This window comes from Parabacteroides sp. 20_3, from assembly GCF_964238835.1.
In the GTDB taxonomy this organism is placed as follows: Bacteria; Bacteroidota; Bacteroidia; order Bacteroidales; family Tannerellaceae; genus Parabacteroides; species Parabacteroides distasonis.
Genome location: NZ_CAXSNO010000002.1, coordinates 54,696 through 73,592 on the forward strand (window position 1 = coordinate 54,696; position 18,897 = coordinate 73,592).

The 18,897-nt window shown below is 46.5% G+C and carries 14 protein-coding genes and 1 pseudogene; 6 read left to right on the forward strand and 9 right to left on the reverse strand.

Annotation, left to right across the window (positions count from 1 at the left end; translation table 11 throughout):
* Position 1: 1 nt before the first annotated feature.
* From ACESPU_RS04065 to ACESPU_RS04075, 3 genes and pseudogenes are all read right to left on the reverse strand, one after another.
* Positions 2–1,741, reverse strand: coding sequence for a thiamine pyrophosphate-dependent enzyme (locus ACESPU_RS04065; protein WP_373133143.1), 1,740 nt, complete (start codon positions 1,739–1,741; stop codon positions 2–4).
* Positions 1,742–1,813: 72 nt separating this feature from the next.
* Positions 1,814–1,960: pseudogene (locus ACESPU_RS04070) on the reverse strand (cytochrome-c peroxidase); the annotation flags it as partial.
* Positions 1,961–2,099: 139 nt separating this feature from the next.
* Positions 2,100–2,504: an HsmA family protein gene (locus ACESPU_RS04075; RefSeq protein ID WP_048927261.1), complete on the reverse strand. Its 405-nt coding sequence runs from the start codon at positions 2,502–2,504 to the stop codon at positions 2,100–2,102.
* A gap of 114 nt (positions 2,505–2,618) precedes the next feature.
* Between ACESPU_RS04075 and ACESPU_RS04080 the strand changes: the two genes are divergently transcribed.
* Entirely contained in the window at positions 2,619–3,776 is a 1,158-nt protein-coding gene (locus ACESPU_RS04080; protein WP_158533120.1) for an MFS transporter, read from the forward strand.
* A gap of 12 nt (positions 3,777–3,788) precedes the next feature.
* Positions 3,789–6,899, forward strand: coding sequence for a glycoside hydrolase family 2 TIM barrel-domain containing protein (locus ACESPU_RS04085; RefSeq protein ID WP_048927259.1), 3,111 nt, complete (start codon positions 3,789–3,791; stop codon positions 6,897–6,899).
* A gap of 90 nt (positions 6,900–6,989) precedes the next feature.
* Here ACESPU_RS04085 and ACESPU_RS04090 read toward each other — a convergent pair whose 3' ends face one another.
* The 3 genes from ACESPU_RS04090 to ACESPU_RS04100 are packed head-to-tail and all read right to left on the reverse strand — an operon-like array spanning position 6,990 to position 10,110.
* Positions 6,990–8,156: a MalY/PatB family protein gene (locus tag ACESPU_RS04090; RefSeq protein WP_373133144.1), complete on the reverse strand. Its 1,167-nt coding sequence runs from the start codon at positions 8,154–8,156 to the stop codon at positions 6,990–6,992.
* Positions 8,157–8,161: 5 nt separating this feature from the next.
* Positions 8,162–9,028 (reverse strand): DUF3737 family protein, encoded by an 867-nt coding sequence (locus ACESPU_RS04095; protein ID WP_005862587.1) that lies wholly within the window; start codon positions 9,026–9,028, stop codon positions 8,162–8,164.
* A gap of 8 nt (positions 9,029–9,036) precedes the next feature.
* Positions 9,037–10,110: an alpha/beta hydrolase gene (locus tag ACESPU_RS04100; RefSeq protein WP_048927258.1), complete on the reverse strand. Its 1,074-nt coding sequence runs from the start codon at positions 10,108–10,110 to the stop codon at positions 9,037–9,039.
* 232 nt (positions 10,111–10,342) lie between these two features.
* Between ACESPU_RS04100 and ACESPU_RS04105 the strand changes: the two genes are divergently transcribed.
* Positions 10,343–11,260 (forward strand): AraC family transcriptional regulator, encoded by a 918-nt coding sequence (locus tag ACESPU_RS04105; protein WP_036615856.1) that lies wholly within the window; start codon positions 10,343–10,345, stop codon positions 11,258–11,260.
* Between the two features lie 15 nt (positions 11,261–11,275).
* The gene (locus tag ACESPU_RS04110; RefSeq protein ID WP_048927257.1) at positions 11,276–12,163 is read left to right on the forward strand and encodes an AraC family transcriptional regulator; all 888 of its coding nucleotides are present in this window, start codon (positions 11,276–11,278) and stop codon (positions 12,161–12,163) included.
* A gap of 43 nt (positions 12,164–12,206) precedes the next feature.
* Here ACESPU_RS04110 and ACESPU_RS04115 read toward each other — a convergent pair whose 3' ends face one another.
* Both ACESPU_RS04115 and ACESPU_RS04120 read right to left on the reverse strand, forming a co-directional pair.
* A complete protein-coding gene (locus tag ACESPU_RS04115) occupies positions 12,207–14,723 on the reverse strand; it encodes a glutaminase domain-containing protein (RefSeq protein ID WP_373133145.1) in 2,517 nt (838 codons plus the stop codon).
* A gap of 4 nt (positions 14,724–14,727) precedes the next feature.
* Positions 14,728–15,411: an SGNH/GDSL hydrolase family protein gene (locus ACESPU_RS04120; protein ID WP_048927255.1), complete on the reverse strand. Its 684-nt coding sequence runs from the start codon at positions 15,409–15,411 to the stop codon at positions 14,728–14,730.
* Between the two features lie 132 nt (positions 15,412–15,543).
* Between ACESPU_RS04120 and ACESPU_RS04125 the strand changes: the two genes are divergently transcribed.
* Positions 15,544–16,728, forward strand: a complete 1,185-nt coding sequence (locus tag ACESPU_RS04125; RefSeq protein ID WP_122297243.1) for a dicarboxylate/amino acid:cation symporter — start codon at positions 15,544–15,546, stop codon at positions 16,726–16,728.
* Positions 16,729–16,803: 75 nt separating this feature from the next.
* Here the strand turns inward: ACESPU_RS04125 and ACESPU_RS04130 are convergent, their stop codons facing one another.
* Entirely contained in the window at positions 16,804–17,637 is an 834-nt protein-coding gene (locus ACESPU_RS04130; RefSeq protein WP_005857181.1) for a helix-turn-helix domain-containing protein, read from the reverse strand.
* Between the two features lie 150 nt (positions 17,638–17,787).
* Here ACESPU_RS04130 and ACESPU_RS04135 point away from each other — a divergent pair, with 150 nt between their 5' ends.
* Positions 17,788–18,897 carry an efflux RND transporter periplasmic adaptor subunit gene (locus ACESPU_RS04135; protein WP_373133146.1) on the forward strand — a complete coding sequence of 370 codons (1,110 nt, stop codon included), beginning with the start codon at positions 17,788–17,790 and terminating at the stop codon, positions 18,895–18,897.

The window sequence follows — 18,897 nt, forward strand, 5'->3', positions numbered from 1 at the left end:
TTTAAAACACCTCTTTCCAATGTTTTAGATTCGTATCGATGGTATCCAAGACCTCCTTGCTTCGCCCCTCCATCATTAACTTATACATGGTTTGGGCAAAACCAAGCATTTGGGAGAACTCAATCTTGGGAGGCATCGCTAATGCGTTCGGATCGGTCATGATGTTAACCAAGGCCGGTCCGTCAGCGTTAAACACTTTCTGCAAGGTGGGGAATACATCGTCGGGGTTGATCACGTTGTAGCCCGCCATTCCCATTGAAAGGGCTACCCGGGCGAAATCCGGGTTCAACATCGTGGTCTGCCAATCCGGCAGTCCAGCCACCTCCATCTCAAGTTTTACCATTCCTAGGGAACGGTTATTAAACACGATTAATTTAATCGGCAAATGGTATTGCACGATCGTAGCAAGGTCGCCCAACAACATTGAGATACCTCCATCACCACACAACGCAACGACTTGCCTACCGGGGTAAGCCAATGCCGCCCCTATCGCTTGCGGCATGGCGTTCGCCATCGAGCCATGATTGAATGATCCCAACATCTTCCGCATACCCGTAGCTTGCAAATAGCGGGCACCCCATACACAAGTCATACCCGTATCCACGGTAAATATGGCGTCGTCCGAGCTAAGCTCGTCTACGACCGAGATCACGTACTCTGGCTGTATCTTCTCTTCTTTCCCCCGGACAGCGGCGGCAGAACGGAGATTTTCCCGAACTTTCTCATGTTTAGCCAACTGTTCCCGCAAGAAACTATCATCTTCTTTCTGGTGAATCAACGGAATCAACTCATCCAAAGTATCCTTCACATCGCCACAAAGCCCCATTTGTATCTTGGCACGACGCCCCAGACGATTCGGATTGATATCCACCTGTACGATCGTGTTGCTCTCTGGCATGAATGCCTCGTATGGAAAATCGGTTCCCAACAACACCAACACCTCTGCCTCGTGCATACTATAATAGCCGGAAGGCATGCCCAATAGACCGGTCATCCCCACCTCGTTCGGATTATCGTATTGGATCTCCATCTTACCCTTGAAAGAATAGGCTACCGGAGCATTCAGTAATTTAGCCAACTGCACCAATTCCGGATGGGCATCTTTCGCCCCTATTCCACAATAAAGTGTCACTTTCTTTGCGTTATTCAACAAATCCGCTAATTCCCGGATTTCCTGTTCGGCGGGACAAACCCGTTGTCGCGTAGGAAAAGAAATGGTAGAGGACAAACCCGCTGTAGCATTCTCTGCCGCCAAGTCACCTGGAAGTCCGATCACCCCGACCCCACGTGATGAGATCGCCGCTTGCATAGCGCCTTGAAGCATCCGGGGAAATTGTTCCGGCGTAGTGGCTACTTGGTTATAATAGCTACAATCATCGAATAATTTGATCGTATTTGTCTCTTGGAAATATTCCGTACCAAACTCCCGGGAAGGGATCGTGGAAGCGATCGCCAAGACCCGTGCTCCGGATCGTTGGGCATCATACAGCCCATTAATTAAATGTACATGCCCGGGGCCACTACTACCTGCGCAACAAGCCAACTCGCCTGTCAACTGGGCCTCCGCCGCAGCGGCATAAGCCCCCGTTTCCTCATGACGGACATGAATCCACCGCAATCTGCCGTTTTTCCGAACAGCCTCGTTCACCTCATTCAGGCTATCGCCTGTCACGGCGTATATACGTCGTACGCCTGCTTTTTCCAGCGTATCCACTAACTGGTCCGCAACTTTCTTCGCCATAGTTTAAACTCTTCTTTTTATTTTATAAGAAAACTATCAAGGGCTGGAGAAAGTTTTTGGAAAGGCTGATTTTTATTTGATGCAATCCGTCAATGTTCGTAAAAAAGCGACAATCGCAGTCTCCTCTTCCTGAGATAAAGCTAAGTTCCCCAGTTCATCCTTATTTACGGTCTCGGGATATTCCGCCGGGGGGAAATCCTCTACATCCCTTACATTATGAAGCTAAATAGACACTTCACGACCCCTTCCGAGGTGATACGGGCGTATTTATCGGCAAAACCTTTTTCCGGGATATGGCATATAGTAAACATATCACCAAATGTACGATTTATTTCTCAAGATATATGAGCGATGGCCTCTATTTATGGAGAGACATCCCCATGTAGATACCGATGCAATAAGGAATTAACCAGATGAACCACACAACAATGCTAAATCTGTTGAAATGCTGCTTGGCTTTTAACGAACCTTTAAAGTAAGTCCAAATCGCCCAGATCGCATGGATTAGCATCAAGCAAATAGCGATAATTCCCGTTACGGTATGCGCCGTATCATGCAGATGGGTCAGCTGGGCGATATGCTCCATCAAGCCCGTTCCAATAGCGTCCGCATAAAGTCCTAATACAAAAAACCAAAGATGCCACGCTTTTAACTGTCCTTGGAAACGCTCGCCCCAGACCCCGATCGTATAGCATATCAAGGCGGATGATATCACACAAATGGCCGTAATCAGTAAATGAATATCAAGTTGATTGAATACCATATTTTTCCTTTTTCAAAAAGAACAGAAGCTTCCTAAAAAAGTTCAGGCTATTGGCAAAGAATTCATACATTCGCGTGTCTAAATAAAAACGACAGGGCAATCCCGTTGAAAAATATGAAACAAAATATACTCGCTCTCTATCTGATCAAGTTATCCAAATGGTTCTCGCTCGTAATGCCTATCATTGTCCTTTTCTATGAGGATCATGGGTTAGGATTGCAAGACGTATTTATTTTGAAGAGTGTCTACTCGGTCGCCGCTGTCGCTTTGGAGATTCCCTCGGGCTACCTAGCGGACGTATGGGGACGTAAGAAATGCTTGATTCTAGGTTGTATACTGTTCTTTGGTGGGTACCTATGTTATTCTTTCACCTCCACTTTCACGGCATTTCTCTTTGCTGAGATCCTGTTGGGAACCGGGCAAACCTTGGTAAACGGAGCGGATTCGGCGCTGCTCTACGATACAACCGTACGATATAAAAAAGAAGAACTTTACTTGCGGTACGAGGGACGTATCACGATGATCGGTAATTTCGCCGAGGCCATCGCCGGGATATTCGGTGGATTGCTGGCCTCTTATTCCTTGCGATTGCCGTTTTACGCCCAAGCGTTTGTCGCCTTTATCGGCATTCCGGCAGCGTTCGCCTTGCAGGAATTCAATACTAAGAGTAAGGTGCAGAACCCGGTTTCCGAGATTCTCCGCATTTTGAAATATTCCTTGGTTACGAACCGTAGGCTATGCTATAACATCATGTTCTCCGGTATCATCGGAGCCGCTACATTAACGATGGCATGGTTCGTGCAGCCCGTATTGATGAAGTTGGAAACCCCGACCTCCTATTACGGTGTCATTTGGACCGTGCTCAATCTGACGGTGGGATTGTCCGCCCTCTATTCTGATCAGGTAGAGCGGTATTTCGGGATGCGTAAATCAAACACGTTTATACTACTTATAATCGTAGGTGGATATATATCGCTCGCTTATAACCTTACTTATTGGGGATTAGCGATCTTGTTCATTTTCTATATAGTCCGGGGCTTCGCCACACCGATTTTGAAAGGTTACATTAATCAAATGACCTTCTCGGAGATGCGGGCTACGGTCTTGTCGATCCGTAACTTTGTGATCCGCTTGATATTCGCTGCCATCGCCCCATTTATAGGTTGGCTAAATGATTTCTATTCTTTACGTGTCGCCCTGTTAGTTTCCGCCGGAATTATTGCCATACCCGGAATTTTATTCTTAGTTTTGCAATTCCGTAAAGCAGATTAAAAATATAATAGCATGAAAAGACAACTTATGACCGGACTGTTTGCCGCTTTGGCTTTCACAGCGGTAGCCCAGTCGAATGAGTGGCGAGACCCCGAGGTCAACGCCGTAAACCGTGCCCCGATGCACGCCAATTTCTTCGCCTACGAGACCGCCGAGGTGGCAGCGAAGGACGCCAAGGAACAATCCCAGAACTTCATGACCTTGAACGGTCCTTGGAAATTCTTTTGGGTAAAGAACGCTGACGCTCGTCCTACCGATTTCTGGCGGACCGATTACAACGACAAAGGATGGAACAATATGCCTGTGCCCGGTGTATGGGAACTGAACGGATATGGAGATCCTCTCTACGTAAACGTTGGTTACGCTTGGCGTGAGCAATTCAAGAACAACCCGCCCGAGGTCCCTACCGTTAATAACCATGTGGGTTCCTACCGTCGTGAGATCATGGTTCCTGCCAGCTGGAACGGAAAAGAGATCATCGCCCATTTCGGCTCCGTTACCTCCAATATGTATTTGTGGGTAAACGGGAAGTACGTAGGCTATAGCGAAGATAGCAAGCTGGAAGCGGAGTTTAACTTAACTCCTTACTTGAAACCCGGACAAAAAAACCTGATCGCTTTCCAAGTATTCCGCTGGTGTGATGGCACTTATCTGGAAGACCAAGATTTCTTCCGTTACAGCGGTGTCGGACGTGATTGTTATTTATACGCCCGTAACCCAAAGCAACAGATCGCCGATATACGTGTGACTCCGGATCTGGACGCTCAATACCAAAATGGCTCGTTGGCTGTCAACCTGACCATGAAGGGTAAAGGTACGGTAGAGCTTGAACTATTGGATGCCCAGAATAAAGCTGTCGCTACCCAATCCTTGAACGCTTCCGGAAAGGTCAGCACGACGATAGAAGTCTCCTCTCCCCACAAATGGACTGCGGAGACTCCTTATCTATATACTTTACGGGCTACTTTAAAAGAGGGAGGCAAAACAATCGAAGTAATCCCTGTAAAAGTAGGTTTCCGTAAGATCGAATTAAAGAACGCCCAGATACTCGTGAATGGGCAACCGGTTCTTTTCAAGGGTGCCGACCGTCACGAGATGGATCCCGATGGCGGTTATGTCGTTTCACGTGAACGCATGATACAGGACATACAGATCATGAAGAAATTCAACTTGAACGCCGTTCGTACCTGCCACTACCCGGATGATAACTTCTGGTACGATCTTTGCGATAAATACGGTATCTATGTCGTAGCCGAGGCCAATGTAGAGTCTCACGGAATGGGATACGGCGAGGAAACGTTAGCCAAGAACCCATCTTATAAGAAAGCGCATCTGGAACGTAACCAACGTAACGTCCAACGTGGTTTCAACCATCCGAGTATAATCTTCTGGTCCTTGGGTAACGAGGCGGGATACGGTCCTAACTTCGAGGCCGCTTACGATTGGATCAAAAACGAGGATCCCAGCCGTGCCGTACAATACGAGCAGGCCGGAAAGACCGGAAAGACAGATATCTTCTGCCCGATGTATTACAACTACGAGGATTGCGCTAAATACTGCGAGGACAACTCCATGCAAAAGCCTTTGATACAATGTGAGTACGCCCATGCCATGGGTAACTCTCAAGGTGGTTTCAAGGAATATTGGGATTTGATCCGTAAATACCCGAAATATCAAGGAGGCTTCATCTGGGACTTCGTGGATCAATCCGTACGCTGGACCGGCAAGAACGGGAAAATGATCTATGCTTATGGCGGCGATTTCAATAAGTTCGACGCTAGCGATAATAACTTCTGCGATAACGGCTTGATCAGCCCGGATCGTGTTCCGAACCCGCATATGTACGAGGTGGGGTATTATTACCAAGATATCTGGACAACCCCCGGCGATCTGTCGAAAGGTGAGATCAAGGTGTACAACGAGAATTTCTTCCGTGACCTTTCCGCTTATTATCTGGAATGGGAAATGCTGAAAGGTGGCAAGGTTGTTCGTAGCGGACGTGTCGATGACCTGAAAGTAGCTCCCCAGCAAACATCAACAATCCGATTGGATCTAGGCGAGACTTGCCAATGCACGGAATGGTTGCTGAATGTATCTTATAAACTGAAGAACCGTGAGGGTTTATTACCCGCCGGACATACCGTAGCCAAGGATCAGCTGACGTTGAATCCATACAAGGCTCCATCTATGGAATTGAAAAACGTGGAGACAACCAATATCGAAACCAAGGCTCCAGTCGTACAAGATAGCGATGCGAATTACCTGATCGTGGAAGGTTGTGGTTTCCGTACCGAGTTCAATCGAGAGAATGGTTATCTGATCAAATACGAGGTAAACGGCCAAGACATGATCAAGGAAGGAGAGGCTTTGACTCCTAACTTCTGGCGCGCGCCGACAGACAATGATTTCGGAGCTGGCCTACAGAAAAAGTACGCCGCATGGAAGAATCCGGAGATGAAGCTGACTTCTCTTAACCAACGGATGGAGAACAAGCAAGTGATCGTAGAGGCCGCTTACGATATGCCGACCGTATCCGCCAAGTTGAACTTGACGTACGTGATCAATAACAAGGGTGCGATCAAGGTTACCCAGAAAATGACAGCAGACAAGAATGCCAAGGTATCCCCCATGTTCCGCTTCGGTATGCAAATGCCGATGCCGAGATCATTCGAGAATATCGAATACTACGGCCGTGGTCCCGTGGAGAATTATATCGACCGCAAGGGTAACGCCGACTTGGCTATTTACCGCCAGACCGTAGATGAGCAATTCTATTCGTATATCCGTCCGCAAGAGAATGGAACGAAATCGGATATCCGCTGGTGGAAAATGCTGAACGAGGCTGGCAACGGTATCGAGGTTGTAGCCTCTGCCCCATTCTCCGCTTCCGCTTTACATTATACGATCGAGTCTTTGGATGACGGTGCCCGGAAGGATCAAAGACACTCTCCCGAAGTAGAGGAAGCTGACTTGACAAACCTTTGTCTCGATAAGGTGCAGATGGGATTGGGCTGTGTAAATAGCTGGGGAACTATCGCACTCCCGGAATATCAAATTCCTTACGGCGACTATGAGTTCACGTTCATTCTTACTCCGGTAAAACATAGCATCGAGATCGAGTAAAACGAATCTTTTATCTAGCGAGAGATATATGAAAGAAGGGGAAAGCAATTGTTGTTTTCCCCTTCTCTCGTTTTCTATCATCACTATTCTTTAACAGCCACTACCTACAAAATTCCTAAACCGTTCCAGTCCCTTTATCAGCGAGGAACGTGGACAAGCGATATTCCAACGCATGAAACCTTCGCCTTCTGCTCCATACATCGTTCCGGCATTGAGCCATAGCTTCGCTTTCTCGATCAGCAAGTGCTCCAATTCTTCCGATGATTTACCTAACTTACGGCAATCCATCCATACGAGATAAGTGCCTTCCAACAAGGTTATCGGGAAGTCCGGCAGATATTTCCCGCAAAAATCTTTCATGTATAAGTAATTCTGCCATAAATAATCGATCAGTTGCGACAGCCATTCCTCTCCCTCATTATAGGCCGCTATGGTAGCTATTACACCAAAAGGATTCACATCGCATACCTCGTTGATATTGATTGCCCGGTCTATCTTCCGACGTAGGTTCTCATCGGAACACACGATATTGGCGATCTGTAATCCAGCTATATTGAAAGCCTTGCTAGGTGACAGGCATGTCACGGAATGCCGTAGGAATTCTTCCGAGATAGATGCGAACGGCGTAAAAGTATATTCCGGAAATACGAGTTCGCAATGTATATCATCCGATACGACTGTTAAACCATTACGGATACATATCTCGCCGATATGACTTAATTCCTCACGTGTCCATACCCTTCCAGCGGGATTATGAGGATTACACAACAACATGACCTTTACCCTCGGATCAGCGGCTTTTCTCTCCAAATCCTCATAATCAATCGTGAATGTATCATGGGCATAAGACAAAGGGTTGCGGATAATCTCACATCCGTTATTGCGGATGGATGAGAAAAAACAGTTATAAACCGGAGTCTGCACCAGTACTTTATCACCCGGCTCGGTCAACACTTTGATAACGGCGGAAATAGCCGGAACAACACCGGAGGTATAAATCATCCATTCTTTCCGTATTTGCCATCCATGCCGACGTTCAAACCAACCTGTCACCGCTTCGTAATATGCATCCGGCACTTGGGTATAACCGAAAATAGCATGTTCTACACGTTGCCGTAAAGCTTCGATAATAACGGGTGCCGTACGGAAATCCATATCGGCCACCCACATCGGTAGTACATCCGTGCCCACGGCACTATCCCATTTATAAGAGTTCGTACCGGTACGAGGCACTATTTCATCGAAGTTATATCTCATATTCTTTATGCGGAAAAGCAAGTACGTTCATTCCATAGCCTCAGTTGGCAATTACCCGGAGCCTTGATGTTCTCGTCGAGGATTACCTCACCATAACTTTCGGCGGTGATACTTCCCGTACGGGGATTCTTCACGCTACGGATCGAGCTGTTGATAGTCGCCTGCACGGAACTGTATTCAAAGGCTAGATCGCAATCATCTGCCATCGTACAGTTCTCCATCATAAGATCGTGGGCGTAACAAAGCGGCTGCGTACCCGAGATCTTGCAATTTACCAAACGCAGGTTCTTCGAGTGCCACCCCAAGTACTCGCCGTTAATCTCGGAATCGTATACGGTAACATTCTCCGTATTCCAGAAAGCGTCTTTCGAATTGATGACCGCATTACGGATTTCCACGTTCTTACAATACTGGAACGAGTAGTTTCCATTTTGAGCGTAGTTCCGGATTTTAATGTTCTCGCCGTGCATAAATAAATAATCAGCATGATCTATTTGCACATTTATCAATTCCACGTTCCGGCAATGCCAAAGGGTTTCTTGAGCATTGGGTAGTTGTACGTTTTCCAGTCTGATACCGTCCATCTCCCGAAACATCTTTGGGGCTTCCACCCGTGTATCCGTCATCACTAGATTTTGGGAGTACCATAACGCGGCACGTCCACCTTCGGTAAACAGGCTATTCTTGATGGTGAAGCCATCCACGTGCCAAAACGGATATTTACCCTCAAAACGACAGCCTACGGCTATGATATTGCTACACTCTTTCAATGCCGACTCCCCGGCATGAATAACGACATTGTCTAATTGTAAATCGTGAGAGGCGAACAAAGGGCGCTCACCACTAAATTCCATATTCTTTATCTGTTGCATAATGGATCTTATTTGAAGTTTTCTACAAAGAACCGTTCAATCTTATCGAAGGGAATGACATTCATCTGATCGTACAAATCCACATGATTCGCTCCGGGTATAATTAGCAATTCCTTGTTATCACCTTTCAGTTTCTTGAAAGCATCCTCGCTGAAGTAACGTGAATGCGCTTTCTCGCCATGAATAATCAATACGGCGCTACGAATCTCGTCACTATACGAGAGTATAGGCATATTGATGAAAGATAAAGCCGAGGTCTTGTTCCATCCGCCATTCGAGTTGAGCGAACGCTTGTGGTAACCACGCTTCGTCTTGTAATAAGCGTAGTAGTCTTTCAAGAATTGGGGCGCATCGTCGGGTAACGTATCGGGTAAGCCTCCCGCAAGGGCATATGAGTCGTACTTTGCGTCAGCGGTACGCTGTTCATTGAGTTGCTTGCGCAATTCATAACGTGCGTCGGTATCCATCGCATCAAAATAGCCATTAGCGTTCACACGGCTCATATCGTACATCGTAGAGGTAACGGTCGCTTTGATACGAGTATCGATAGCCGCCGCATTAAGAGCCATGCCTCCCCATCCGCAGATACCGAGGATACCGATATGTTCCGCATCCACATCATCACGTGTCGAAAGGAAATCGACGGCCGCACAGAAATCTTCCGTATTGATGTCGGGAGAAGCTACATAACGAGGCTCTCCGCCACTCTCGCCTGTATATGATGGATCGAAAGCGATCGTCAGAAATCCACGTTCCGCCAATTCCTGCGCATATAAACCCGAGGATTGTTCCTTCACGGCACCGAACGGACCGCTAATAGCGATAGCAGGCAATTTTCCATCCGCATGCTTGGGTTTGTACATATCGGCGGCAAGCGTAATGCCATAGCGATTACGAAAAGTAACTTTACTATGGCTCACCTTGTCACTCTGTGGGAATACTTTATCCCACTCCTTAGTTAGATTCAAATTCTTGTCCATTGTATGACCGGTATTAAATTGATTGTCTGTAGCGAACAGATTTCCCGTAGCGCAAAAGCATATGGCTATTGCCGTACATAATTCTCTTAATGACTTCTTCATGTCGTTCCTTGTTTATTTTTACGATGGCAAAGATAGAAGCTCAAATAGCATCCCTTTGTAGATAAATTACGGATGTCATGACCTCAATTACAGGTTTTGCGGAATCAGCCAGAAAACCTGTAAATACACATAATCCGTAACAATGGTTATATAATCCGTAATTAGGGTTATAACTATATATGAATTATCCTCTATTTTCGCATACAAAATTATTGATTAAATACGTACGGCTATGGATAAGATACTTAACTTAGATAGTGTAGACCTATATAACAAACTATATGGCCTCGAAACCCTAAATCCGCTTGTCAGTGTCATAGATTTGAATAAAGCGACGAGTAGTGTAGATCTCATCCGCTTCAATTACGGCATCTATGCGCTGTATCTAAAACTAGAGAAAGCCTGCGATATCAAATACGGACGCCAGACATACGATTACCAAGAAGGCACGATCGTTTGCTTCGCCCCCGGGCAAACAGCGGAAACAAACCCGACCACCGATAAAGTCCAAGTAAACGCACATGGTATTCTTTTTCATCCCGATTTACTGCGTGGAACGTCACTCGGAAAGAGTATCAAGAAATATACGTTCTTTTCTTACGAGGTAAACGAGGCGTTACACCTCTCGGAAGAAGAAAGATCTATCGTGATGGATTGCCTGAAGATTATCCGTATGGAACTGGAGCATGGCGTGGATAAACATAGTAAAACCTTACTTGTAAACCATATCGAACTGCTACTTAATTATTGTATGCGTTTTTATGAAAGGCAGTTCATCACCCGAGGCAAGACAAACCGGGATGTGCTGACACGTTTCGAAAATCTATTGGATGAGTATTTCGAAAGTGCACTCGCCGAACAGGACGGATTGCCTACGGTGAAATACTTTGCCGACAAGCTTTGCCTCTCATCGAACTATTTCGGTGACATGTTCAAGAAGGAAACCGGCAAATCACCGCAGGAATACATCCAAGAGAAAGTAATCGAGCTAGCCAAAGAACGTATCTCCGACACGGCGGACACAGTCAGCCAAATCGCATATTCCCTCGGTTTCCAATATCCGCAGCACTTCTGTCGGCTATTCAAGAAACGGGTAGGATACACGCCAAGTGAATACCGTGCGCAGATCGGTCTATCAACGAATCTATAGAAGGCGTTCAAGAAGATGTTAGATATTAAGACCGTATATGAATGTAACCGGTGCTTGGGATGCAAGACGCTGCACCCACAAGTAAGCCTCATCAATCTAGAGAGCCCGAACCTAGAGCAAGAGGCCGTAAAGTTCGAGTTCTATGCGATTCTCTTGATAGAAGACTGCCCGGACGGTTGTTATTGTTGCGGACGTAAGTATTACGATTATTCCAACGCTACGATGGTATTCCTTACTCCCGGTGAGATTTTCCGTATGAGCGAGAATAATACGTTACCCGACAAAGGGTACCTTTTAGCGTTCCATCCCGACCTATTGTTCCGCACGTCATTGGACAACCATATTAAGAACTATACCTTCTTCGCTTATAATAAGGAAGAGGCGCTACATCTCTCCCAACGTGAGACAGCCAAAGTTACGTGTTGTCTGGAAAACATCGAGGATGAGCTTCACCATGCCATCGATACACACAGTGGTACCATTCTATCCCGCCACATTGAATTATTATTGGATTATTGTACACGCTATTATGAGCGACAGTTCATTACCCGGGAGAATAAGAACAAGGCTATCTTGGAGAAATTGGAAAGGCTCCTCGACGAGTATATCATTTCCGGCAAATTAGAGAACGGCCAGCTACCCACCATCGAATATTGTACGGCAGAACTGAATCTTTCTGTCGCTTACTTCAACGACCTGTTAAGATTCGAGACCGGCAAAACGCTGGAGGAATATTTTCAGTTCAAACGGTTGAGTGTGGCTAAGACAATGCTACTGAAAAACGGTAATACTCCCGCTCTGGTAGCACGGCAACTAGGTTATCCGAACGTACAGTATTTCAGCCTTATATTTAAGAAGATCACAGGCATCGCCCCCAGTGAATATCCATATGCGCAAAACTAAGAAACGGAAGGAGGCCATCCCCCTTCCGTTTCTTAGAATAACATTATTTTCCTAGCTTCTTTTCCAGCATCTTCATAAAATATCCCCCGACAACCGAACGGGCTTGAAAACCTCGTTGCGTACCATCAGAAGTAAAATGCCAATCGCTTAGAGGAACACGTGAAGTCGTCTCGTTGGCATAGTTCCAGACCGGAATCATCAACGTATTAAAATCCTCCATCGATCCGGTCAAACAAGCGGACCATAAAATCCAGTCGGACTTCGTATAATCCTTCCGGTTATCCAACGGCAAACCGTATTTATTTTGCTTTGTCTTGTAATAAGCCATTTCCATAGCGGCAACCTCTTTCGGGAAGATATTCAAGTCCAGCAAGCGATCCCATACCAAGTTGTATTTCTGGCTCCAAGTACCCGGCTTATCGAAAGTCAAGCGGTAATGATCGCCATCATCTGCCATTTTTACCCACTTAGCGGCCATCTCACGGGCGGCTTCCGTATATTGCCTAGCGATATCCGTCTTGCCTAACATCTCCGCCAATTTCCCGTAGCCGGCAACTCCCATAATTGCCTTGATAGACAAATTCGTGTTATGGGCGAAATGCCCGGCGAAATCATCCGTACAAAGTTGGTTCTTCGGATCAAGGCCTTCCTTCAACAAGTAATTCGCCCATGTAGTCAAAACCTCCCAATGTTGGGCGGCATAATCGGCATTACCATCCACTACCGCTATGGCGGTCGCTAACACAAGCATATTACCACTTTCTTCCACGGGCATATCGCCACCGTAGGTCTGACCGTTCGCAACCGGATATGTACCCACGTCGTGAGCCGGGAAAGGTTTCTTCCACAGTCCGCTCTCGCTATAATAGAAAATGGGGTTCATCATTCCTTTCAACAAATCCGTATTGTACACTAAGAATAAAGGAGCGGAAGGATACGTTATATCCACCGTTCCGATAGAACCGTTGCTGAAATTTTCTTTAGAGAGGAATAAGAGAGTCCCTTCTTTATCAGTCACCAACTTATGGGCGGCGATCGCCTGCCGATATGCGATAGCGCATAACTCGGCGTACTTCTTCCCTCCTACGGCACTCGTCTCGCTCATCAAAGAAGAATCAAAGGAACCGCAACGCCGCATCAGATCCTCGTAAGAAGCCTCCCCTTTCTCAAACGCCTGATGAATATCCACCTTTCCGTCGTGCTTCCAATAAGGCATCCGGTTGTCTTGGAAATACTGGATCGAATATAAATCATCGTAACCGATCATCAAATGTCCGGAGACGGTTTCCTTGGAGACCTTGCCGATCGGGTCCGTATAAGCGAGGACTGTCATTTGCTCACGCATATCCGAAGAGATACTTTGCGATCCAGCCGGTAAATTACCAGTAGTCATGAAAGCTTTCTTCGTAGCATAATACTCGTCGATCGTTGCGGAGACTCCCGGTTTCTTTGGGATAGCCAAATAGAAATATCCCCAGTCAATCCGTACATCATCCCCGGTTTTCGCCAGAACCTCTTGATCGATTGTTCCTGTCTTTAGGTAAATTAAATTAGGGGTTTCCGTTTTCTCAAAAGTCACCTCTTGATCGATCGTATTCACGGCCCATTGCGGCGTGGCTTCCATATATAATTGCACGTCGTGATCTTTACCATCGATGGAGCGGACTTGATAGGTTATATAATTAAACGGAGAGGTCATAGCTTCCAGATCATTCAGCAAGAAGGGAGCCGTGAAAATCAAGTCCAGACTTACACCACCGCACTCAAAGGTGTAGAATGTTTGCGTAGGCATCACGTTCACGGATTTCTGGATCGCTTTCTCATCGAACGTATCTCCTCGTTTCACCTTCCGCATGATTCCCATATCCACATAAGCGCCTCCCCCATTGTTCCGGCAATGAGCGGCCAATACGTTACCCGTAGGTTTCAAGCTCTCCACCACCGCTTCCGGTATCTCTTTCAGCAAATCATAGTCCAGACCGTTCCCTGCCACGGCGATTTGCTTTCCATTTAGATACACCTCGATATTATCATCGTGCGAATATTGGAGGTAAAGAGCATCCTTGCGCACATCCGAGGGCCAGTCAAACGTACGACGTACCCAGATATCGCCTGCGGACCAATGCGTGGAACGATTCGGATTATCTTCCGTTCCGAAAGCGGCTTTTCCCCGCTTCCAACCTTTCGGATCATAAGCCTCGGCGAACCAATCACCGGCAGGCTGAGACATCGTATAATCGGCCTCCCATAGGCCATCCGAGGCCGTACCGATCACCGAGGTCACCTGTATATCGTCCATTCCCATGAAACGGTATGACTTACCATCTACTCGTATACCGCCTAGAAGCGGATAATCACGGCCGGTCCAATGCCGTACCGACTCATCATTCAATTGATCGGCAAACGACCATGCGCTTGTATAGGGATCGATCGTGACCAAAGGAACGGCCGGAGCACGTAAAGAGTTCTCTGCCGCCGCCGTATATACCTCGGAAACTTCCACTTGCGTACAACAAGATAAAGCCGTACAACAAGATAAAGCCAATAAATAGTTTCTCATCTGCTTACTTTACGGTTTTATGAATGGCCTCCAGCACGATCTTCTCCATGATCTTATAGCCTTCCAAGGTCGGATGCACACCATCTTTCGACAGGTTAGCGGGCAATCCGTTTCGCTCATCTTTCATGGCGGAATGATAATCCACGTACGTCAAGCCATTCTTATCCGCATACTCCTTGATCCACTTATTGAGCTGGATAACCTTATCGGCCGGCTTCATACCCGGTCTCCAAGGAAAATCGTATGCCGGCATCACGGAACAAAAAATCACCTTTATATTATTTACTTTCGCCAATTCCGCCATGGAGACCAAGTTACCATACACGTTCTCTAAAGCGATCACGCCGTTATTGTGGGCGATATCATTGATACCCGCCATGATTACCACTGCTTTCGGTTTCAAATTAATAACGTCTTGGCGAAAACGAACTAACATTTCCGAGGTTGTCTGTCCGCTGATCCCACGGTCTACGAAATTATTCTGGATAAAGAAGGTCGAATCCGCCGGCCACCATCCGTCTGTAATGGAGTTCCCCATAAATACCACGTTCGAAGGAACTTTCACGGTCTTGTTAGCCTCCGCGTAACGACCAAACTGAGCCCAATCCCCTTTCTCGGTCTGGGCAAATAACGTAGTGGTAGCCAATAAACAGCCCGCTACCAGTAAAGCTTGTCTCATGTTTTTCATATTACTTGATTATAAAATACAAACCAACGATCTTGTTTTCATCAAACAAAAGTAATCAAAATTGTCCACTCACCCATTCACACAAGAAAATATCTTATATTTGCTGTCATTGAAAAATAAAAACATCCGAATATGCTGAAAAAGATTCTTTCCAACACGATCGTACGGTTGATACTGGCCGTCTTGATCGGACTTCTGGTTGGGCTTGTCGTAAACGAGCCTGTGTTAAAAGCGGTCATGATCATAAAACAAATTACGGGACAGATTATTTTCTTCTTGGTTCCGTTGATCATTCTAGGATTCGTGGCACCATCCATCGCCCGCTTAAAAAGCAACGCATCCAAAGTCTTATTATTCGCTTTTAGTATCGCATACCTGTCATCGGTTGGCGCCGCTACCTTTGGCGCCGTTGTGGGTTACGAGTTAATACCTCATTTGCATATTCAAACCGCCTCGGAAGGTCTAAAAGACATCCCTCCCATGTTGTTTAATCTAGAGATTCCGCCAGTGATGAGCGTTATGTCGGCATTGGTATTGGCCGTGATGCTGGGACTTTCTACCGCATGGGTTAAATCCGAGGAGATGGAGAGGTTGCTGGAAGTATTCCAGAACATGGTACTTAAATTGGTAGAACGGGTCTTGATGCCGGTCCTGCCGCTTTTCATCGCAGCGAATTTCTGCGTTCTTAGTTATGAGGGGGCGATTACGAAGCAGTTGCCTATCTTTTTATCCGTCCTGTTGATTGTCATCATTTGCCATTACATCTGGTTGACCTTACTGTATGTAGTCGCATCGATTTACTCCCGGAAAAATAGCTGGGGCGTATTGAAATACTACGGACCCGCTTATTTGACAGCCTTAGGCACCATGTCGTCCGCCGCCACCTTGGGCACGGCCTTGACCTGCGCCAAGAAAAGCAAGATTTTGCGAGAGGAAGTAATCGACGTGACTGTCCCCCTGTTCGCGAACATCCATCTATGCGGCTCTATCTTGACGGAAGTGTTTTTCGTATTGACCGTCTCACAAATATTATATGGAAGTATGCCGGACTTCACGACGATGCTCGTATTTATCATCTTGCTTGGTTTCTTCGCAATCGGCGCTCCCGGCGTACCGGGCGGTACGGTGCTCGCCTCATTGGGCTTGATCATCGCTATTCTAGGTTTCGACGAGGCAGGAACGGCATTATTGCTTACGATATTCGCTTTGCAAGACAGCTTCGGTACGGCTTGCAACGTGACGGGAGATGGTGCCCTTACCTTAATCACGGATACGTTCGATCAAGGGCAAACGGAAAAGGCTTCCACGGCTTTATAAGAACAAACTTCCATGGTGTCTTTTTGTAGATATGGTTGATTCTTTAAGAGTCAACCATATCTACAAAAAGACATATCACTTCCTTTTCATTCGATACTCTATGGGTGACTCCCCGGTATGCTTCTTGAAATACCGTCCCAGATAGGATTGGCTGGGAAAGTTCAAGTGGTTCGTTATCTCCTGCACGGTCATTTCCGTGGTACGCAACAACACCTTTGTCTCCAATATGATATGCCGGTCTATAATGGTCTTCGCCGACTCGCCCGCCACTTGCCGGGTGATAGTGGAGAGATAACGGGGAGAGATACAAAGCTCGTTCGCATAGAAAGAGACCTCTTTCTGGTCGAGATAATGGGCATGGATGCAATTGATGAACTTATGGAACAACTCCTCCCCACGGTTGCACCCATTTTGCTGGCGGCTCGAAAAGGAGTACCTTGTCTTATCATACATATTAAGGAAGAAGCATTGCAACTGGTTTTTCACGATCATATCACGGTACACGTTATTCCGATCCATGTAAATCAGCCAAAACAGCCGGATGATCACATTTATGGTCTCCTCCTGATCGGCGGGATGCGTATAGCAAGGGCTATCCTTTATGAAGCGGAAAAAGGGCGGATCCAGCCGGAATACGGCCTCGTCGAACAAGACCTTCGAAAAGGATATATATTGTACCTTGAAATCCTCGCTACTCGCATTCAACGTCAGGATCGTATCCGGTATCAATACGATCACCGTGTTGCGCCGGATATCCCATCGGCTCAAATCGACGGATATATTCGCCGTTCCTTTATAGCAAAATAAGATCATGCCATATCCGCTCTTGTAAGGACGATCCAATAACTCCCTCAAATCGGAATCGCCTATTATGAACGACTCTCCTCTCTCTATCTCAAATGGATTCATATGTCTACTATTTTGCCCGCGAATATAAGAGATCATTAGCATATAACGGATCATTCCATCTCAAAATGAACAATCATCGCCTCATTGTGGAAACAATGGTTCGCCGATAAGCGAGTAGCTTTGCATCCGAAAATATAGGTATTAGTTAAGATGAAAAAGCAAAATCGATTGATGAAGACTGCGATCGCCTTATGGTGTATCGTAGCTGTTGGGTGTAAACAAAGCCCTGTAATCCAACAAAGTTCAGGGTATGCGACAATGACCGTATTCACTTCGGAGAAAACTTTATCCAATAATTACTCGGCGAGTATACGAGGAAAACAGGATATTGATATTTATCCGCAAGTATCCGGTTTTATTACAAAGCTTTGCGTAGCAGAAGGCGAGAGCGTAAAAAAAGGACAAGTCCTATTTATTATTGATCAAGTTCCTTATGAAGCGGCCTTAAACACCGCCATTGCGAACGTAGAGGCCGCTAAGGCATCTGTAGCGACAGCGCAACTGACCTACGAGAGTAAACAAGAATTGTATAAGAACAAAGTAGTTTCCGAGTTCGACCTAAAGACCGCCTACAACACACTACTCTCGGCAAAAGCCCAATTAGCCCAAGCGGAGGCACAAGAGGTGAACGCCCGTAACAACCTTTCTTACACGGAAGTGAAAAGCCCCTCGAACGGCGTCATCGGAACCCTGCCTTATCGTGTAGGCGCATTAGTAAGCGCAAGCCTACCCAAACCGCTCACCACGGTATCGGACAATTCCGAAATGTATGTGTATTTCTCCATGACCGAGAACCAGCTATTGGCCTTGACCCGTCAATACGGCTCGAAAGACAAAGCCTTGGAGAATATGCCCGAGATCGAGCTTCAGTTGAACGATAAATCGCTTTATCCCCAAACGGGGAAGATCGAGACGATCAGCGGCGTTATCGATCAAAACACCGGAACGGTCAGCTTGCGTGCAGCGTTCCCGAACGAGGAGCAATTATTGAATAGCGGAGGCTCCGGGAATGTGATCATTCCGGTTACATACGATAACTGCGTAGTAATTCCCCAAGCCGCCACGTTCGAGATCCAAGACCGGGTATTTGTCTTCAAGGTAGTAGACGGAAAGACGCAATCCGCCCCTGTAGAAGTTACCCGTGTGAACGGAGGACAAGAGTATATCGTAAACGCCGGATTGAATAGCGGTGACGTGATCGTAGCCGAAGGCGTGGGTTTATTACGTGAAGGAACACCGATTGAAGTAAAACAAAATTAA

Bases quoted from the DNA above. Each gene is read 5' to 3' on its own strand.
- ACESPU_RS04135 (WP_373133146.1), top strand. From the start codon at position 17,788: ATGAAAAAGCAAAATCGATTGATGAAGACTGCGATCGCCTTATGGTGT.
- ACESPU_RS04065 (WP_373133143.1), bottom strand. From the start codon at position 1,741: ATGGCGAAGAAAGTTGCGGACCAGTTAGTGGATACGCTGGAAAAAGCA.
- ACESPU_RS04110 (WP_048927257.1), top strand. From the start codon at position 11,276: ATGTTAGATATTAAGACCGTATATGAATGTAACCGGTGCTTGGGATGC.
- ACESPU_RS04115 (WP_373133145.1), bottom strand. From the start codon at position 14,723: ATGAGAAACTATTTATTGGCTTTATCTTGTTGTACGGCTTTATCTTGT.
- ACESPU_RS04120 (WP_048927255.1), bottom strand. From the start codon at position 15,411: ATGAAAAACATGAGACAAGCTTTACTGGTAGCGGGCTGTTTATTGGCT.
- ACESPU_RS04130 (WP_005857181.1), bottom strand. From the start codon at position 17,637: ATGAATCCATTTGAGATAGAGAGAGGAGAGTCGTTCATAATAGGCGAT.
- ACESPU_RS04100 (WP_048927258.1), bottom strand. From the start codon at position 10,110: ATGAAGAAGTCATTAAGAGAATTATGTACGGCAATAGCCATATGCTTT.
- ACESPU_RS04090 (WP_373133144.1), bottom strand. From the start codon at position 8,156: ATGAGATATAACTTCGATGAAATAGTGCCTCGTACCGGTACGAACTCT.
- ACESPU_RS04125 (WP_122297243.1), top strand. From the start codon at position 15,544: ATGCTGAAAAAGATTCTTTCCAACACGATCGTACGGTTGATACTGGCC.
- ACESPU_RS04095 (WP_005862587.1), bottom strand. From the start codon at position 9,028: ATGCAACAGATAAAGAATATGGAATTTAGTGGTGAGCGCCCTTTGTTC.
- ACESPU_RS04080 (WP_158533120.1), top strand. From the start codon at position 2,619: ATGAAACAAAATATACTCGCTCTCTATCTGATCAAGTTATCCAAATGG.
- ACESPU_RS04075 (WP_048927261.1), bottom strand. From the start codon at position 2,504: ATGGTATTCAATCAACTTGATATTCATTTACTGATTACGGCCATTTGT.
- ACESPU_RS04085 (WP_048927259.1), top strand. From the start codon at position 3,789: ATGAAAAGACAACTTATGACCGGACTGTTTGCCGCTTTGGCTTTCACA.
- ACESPU_RS04105 (WP_036615856.1), top strand. From the start codon at position 10,343: ATGGATAAGATACTTAACTTAGATAGTGTAGACCTATATAACAAACTA.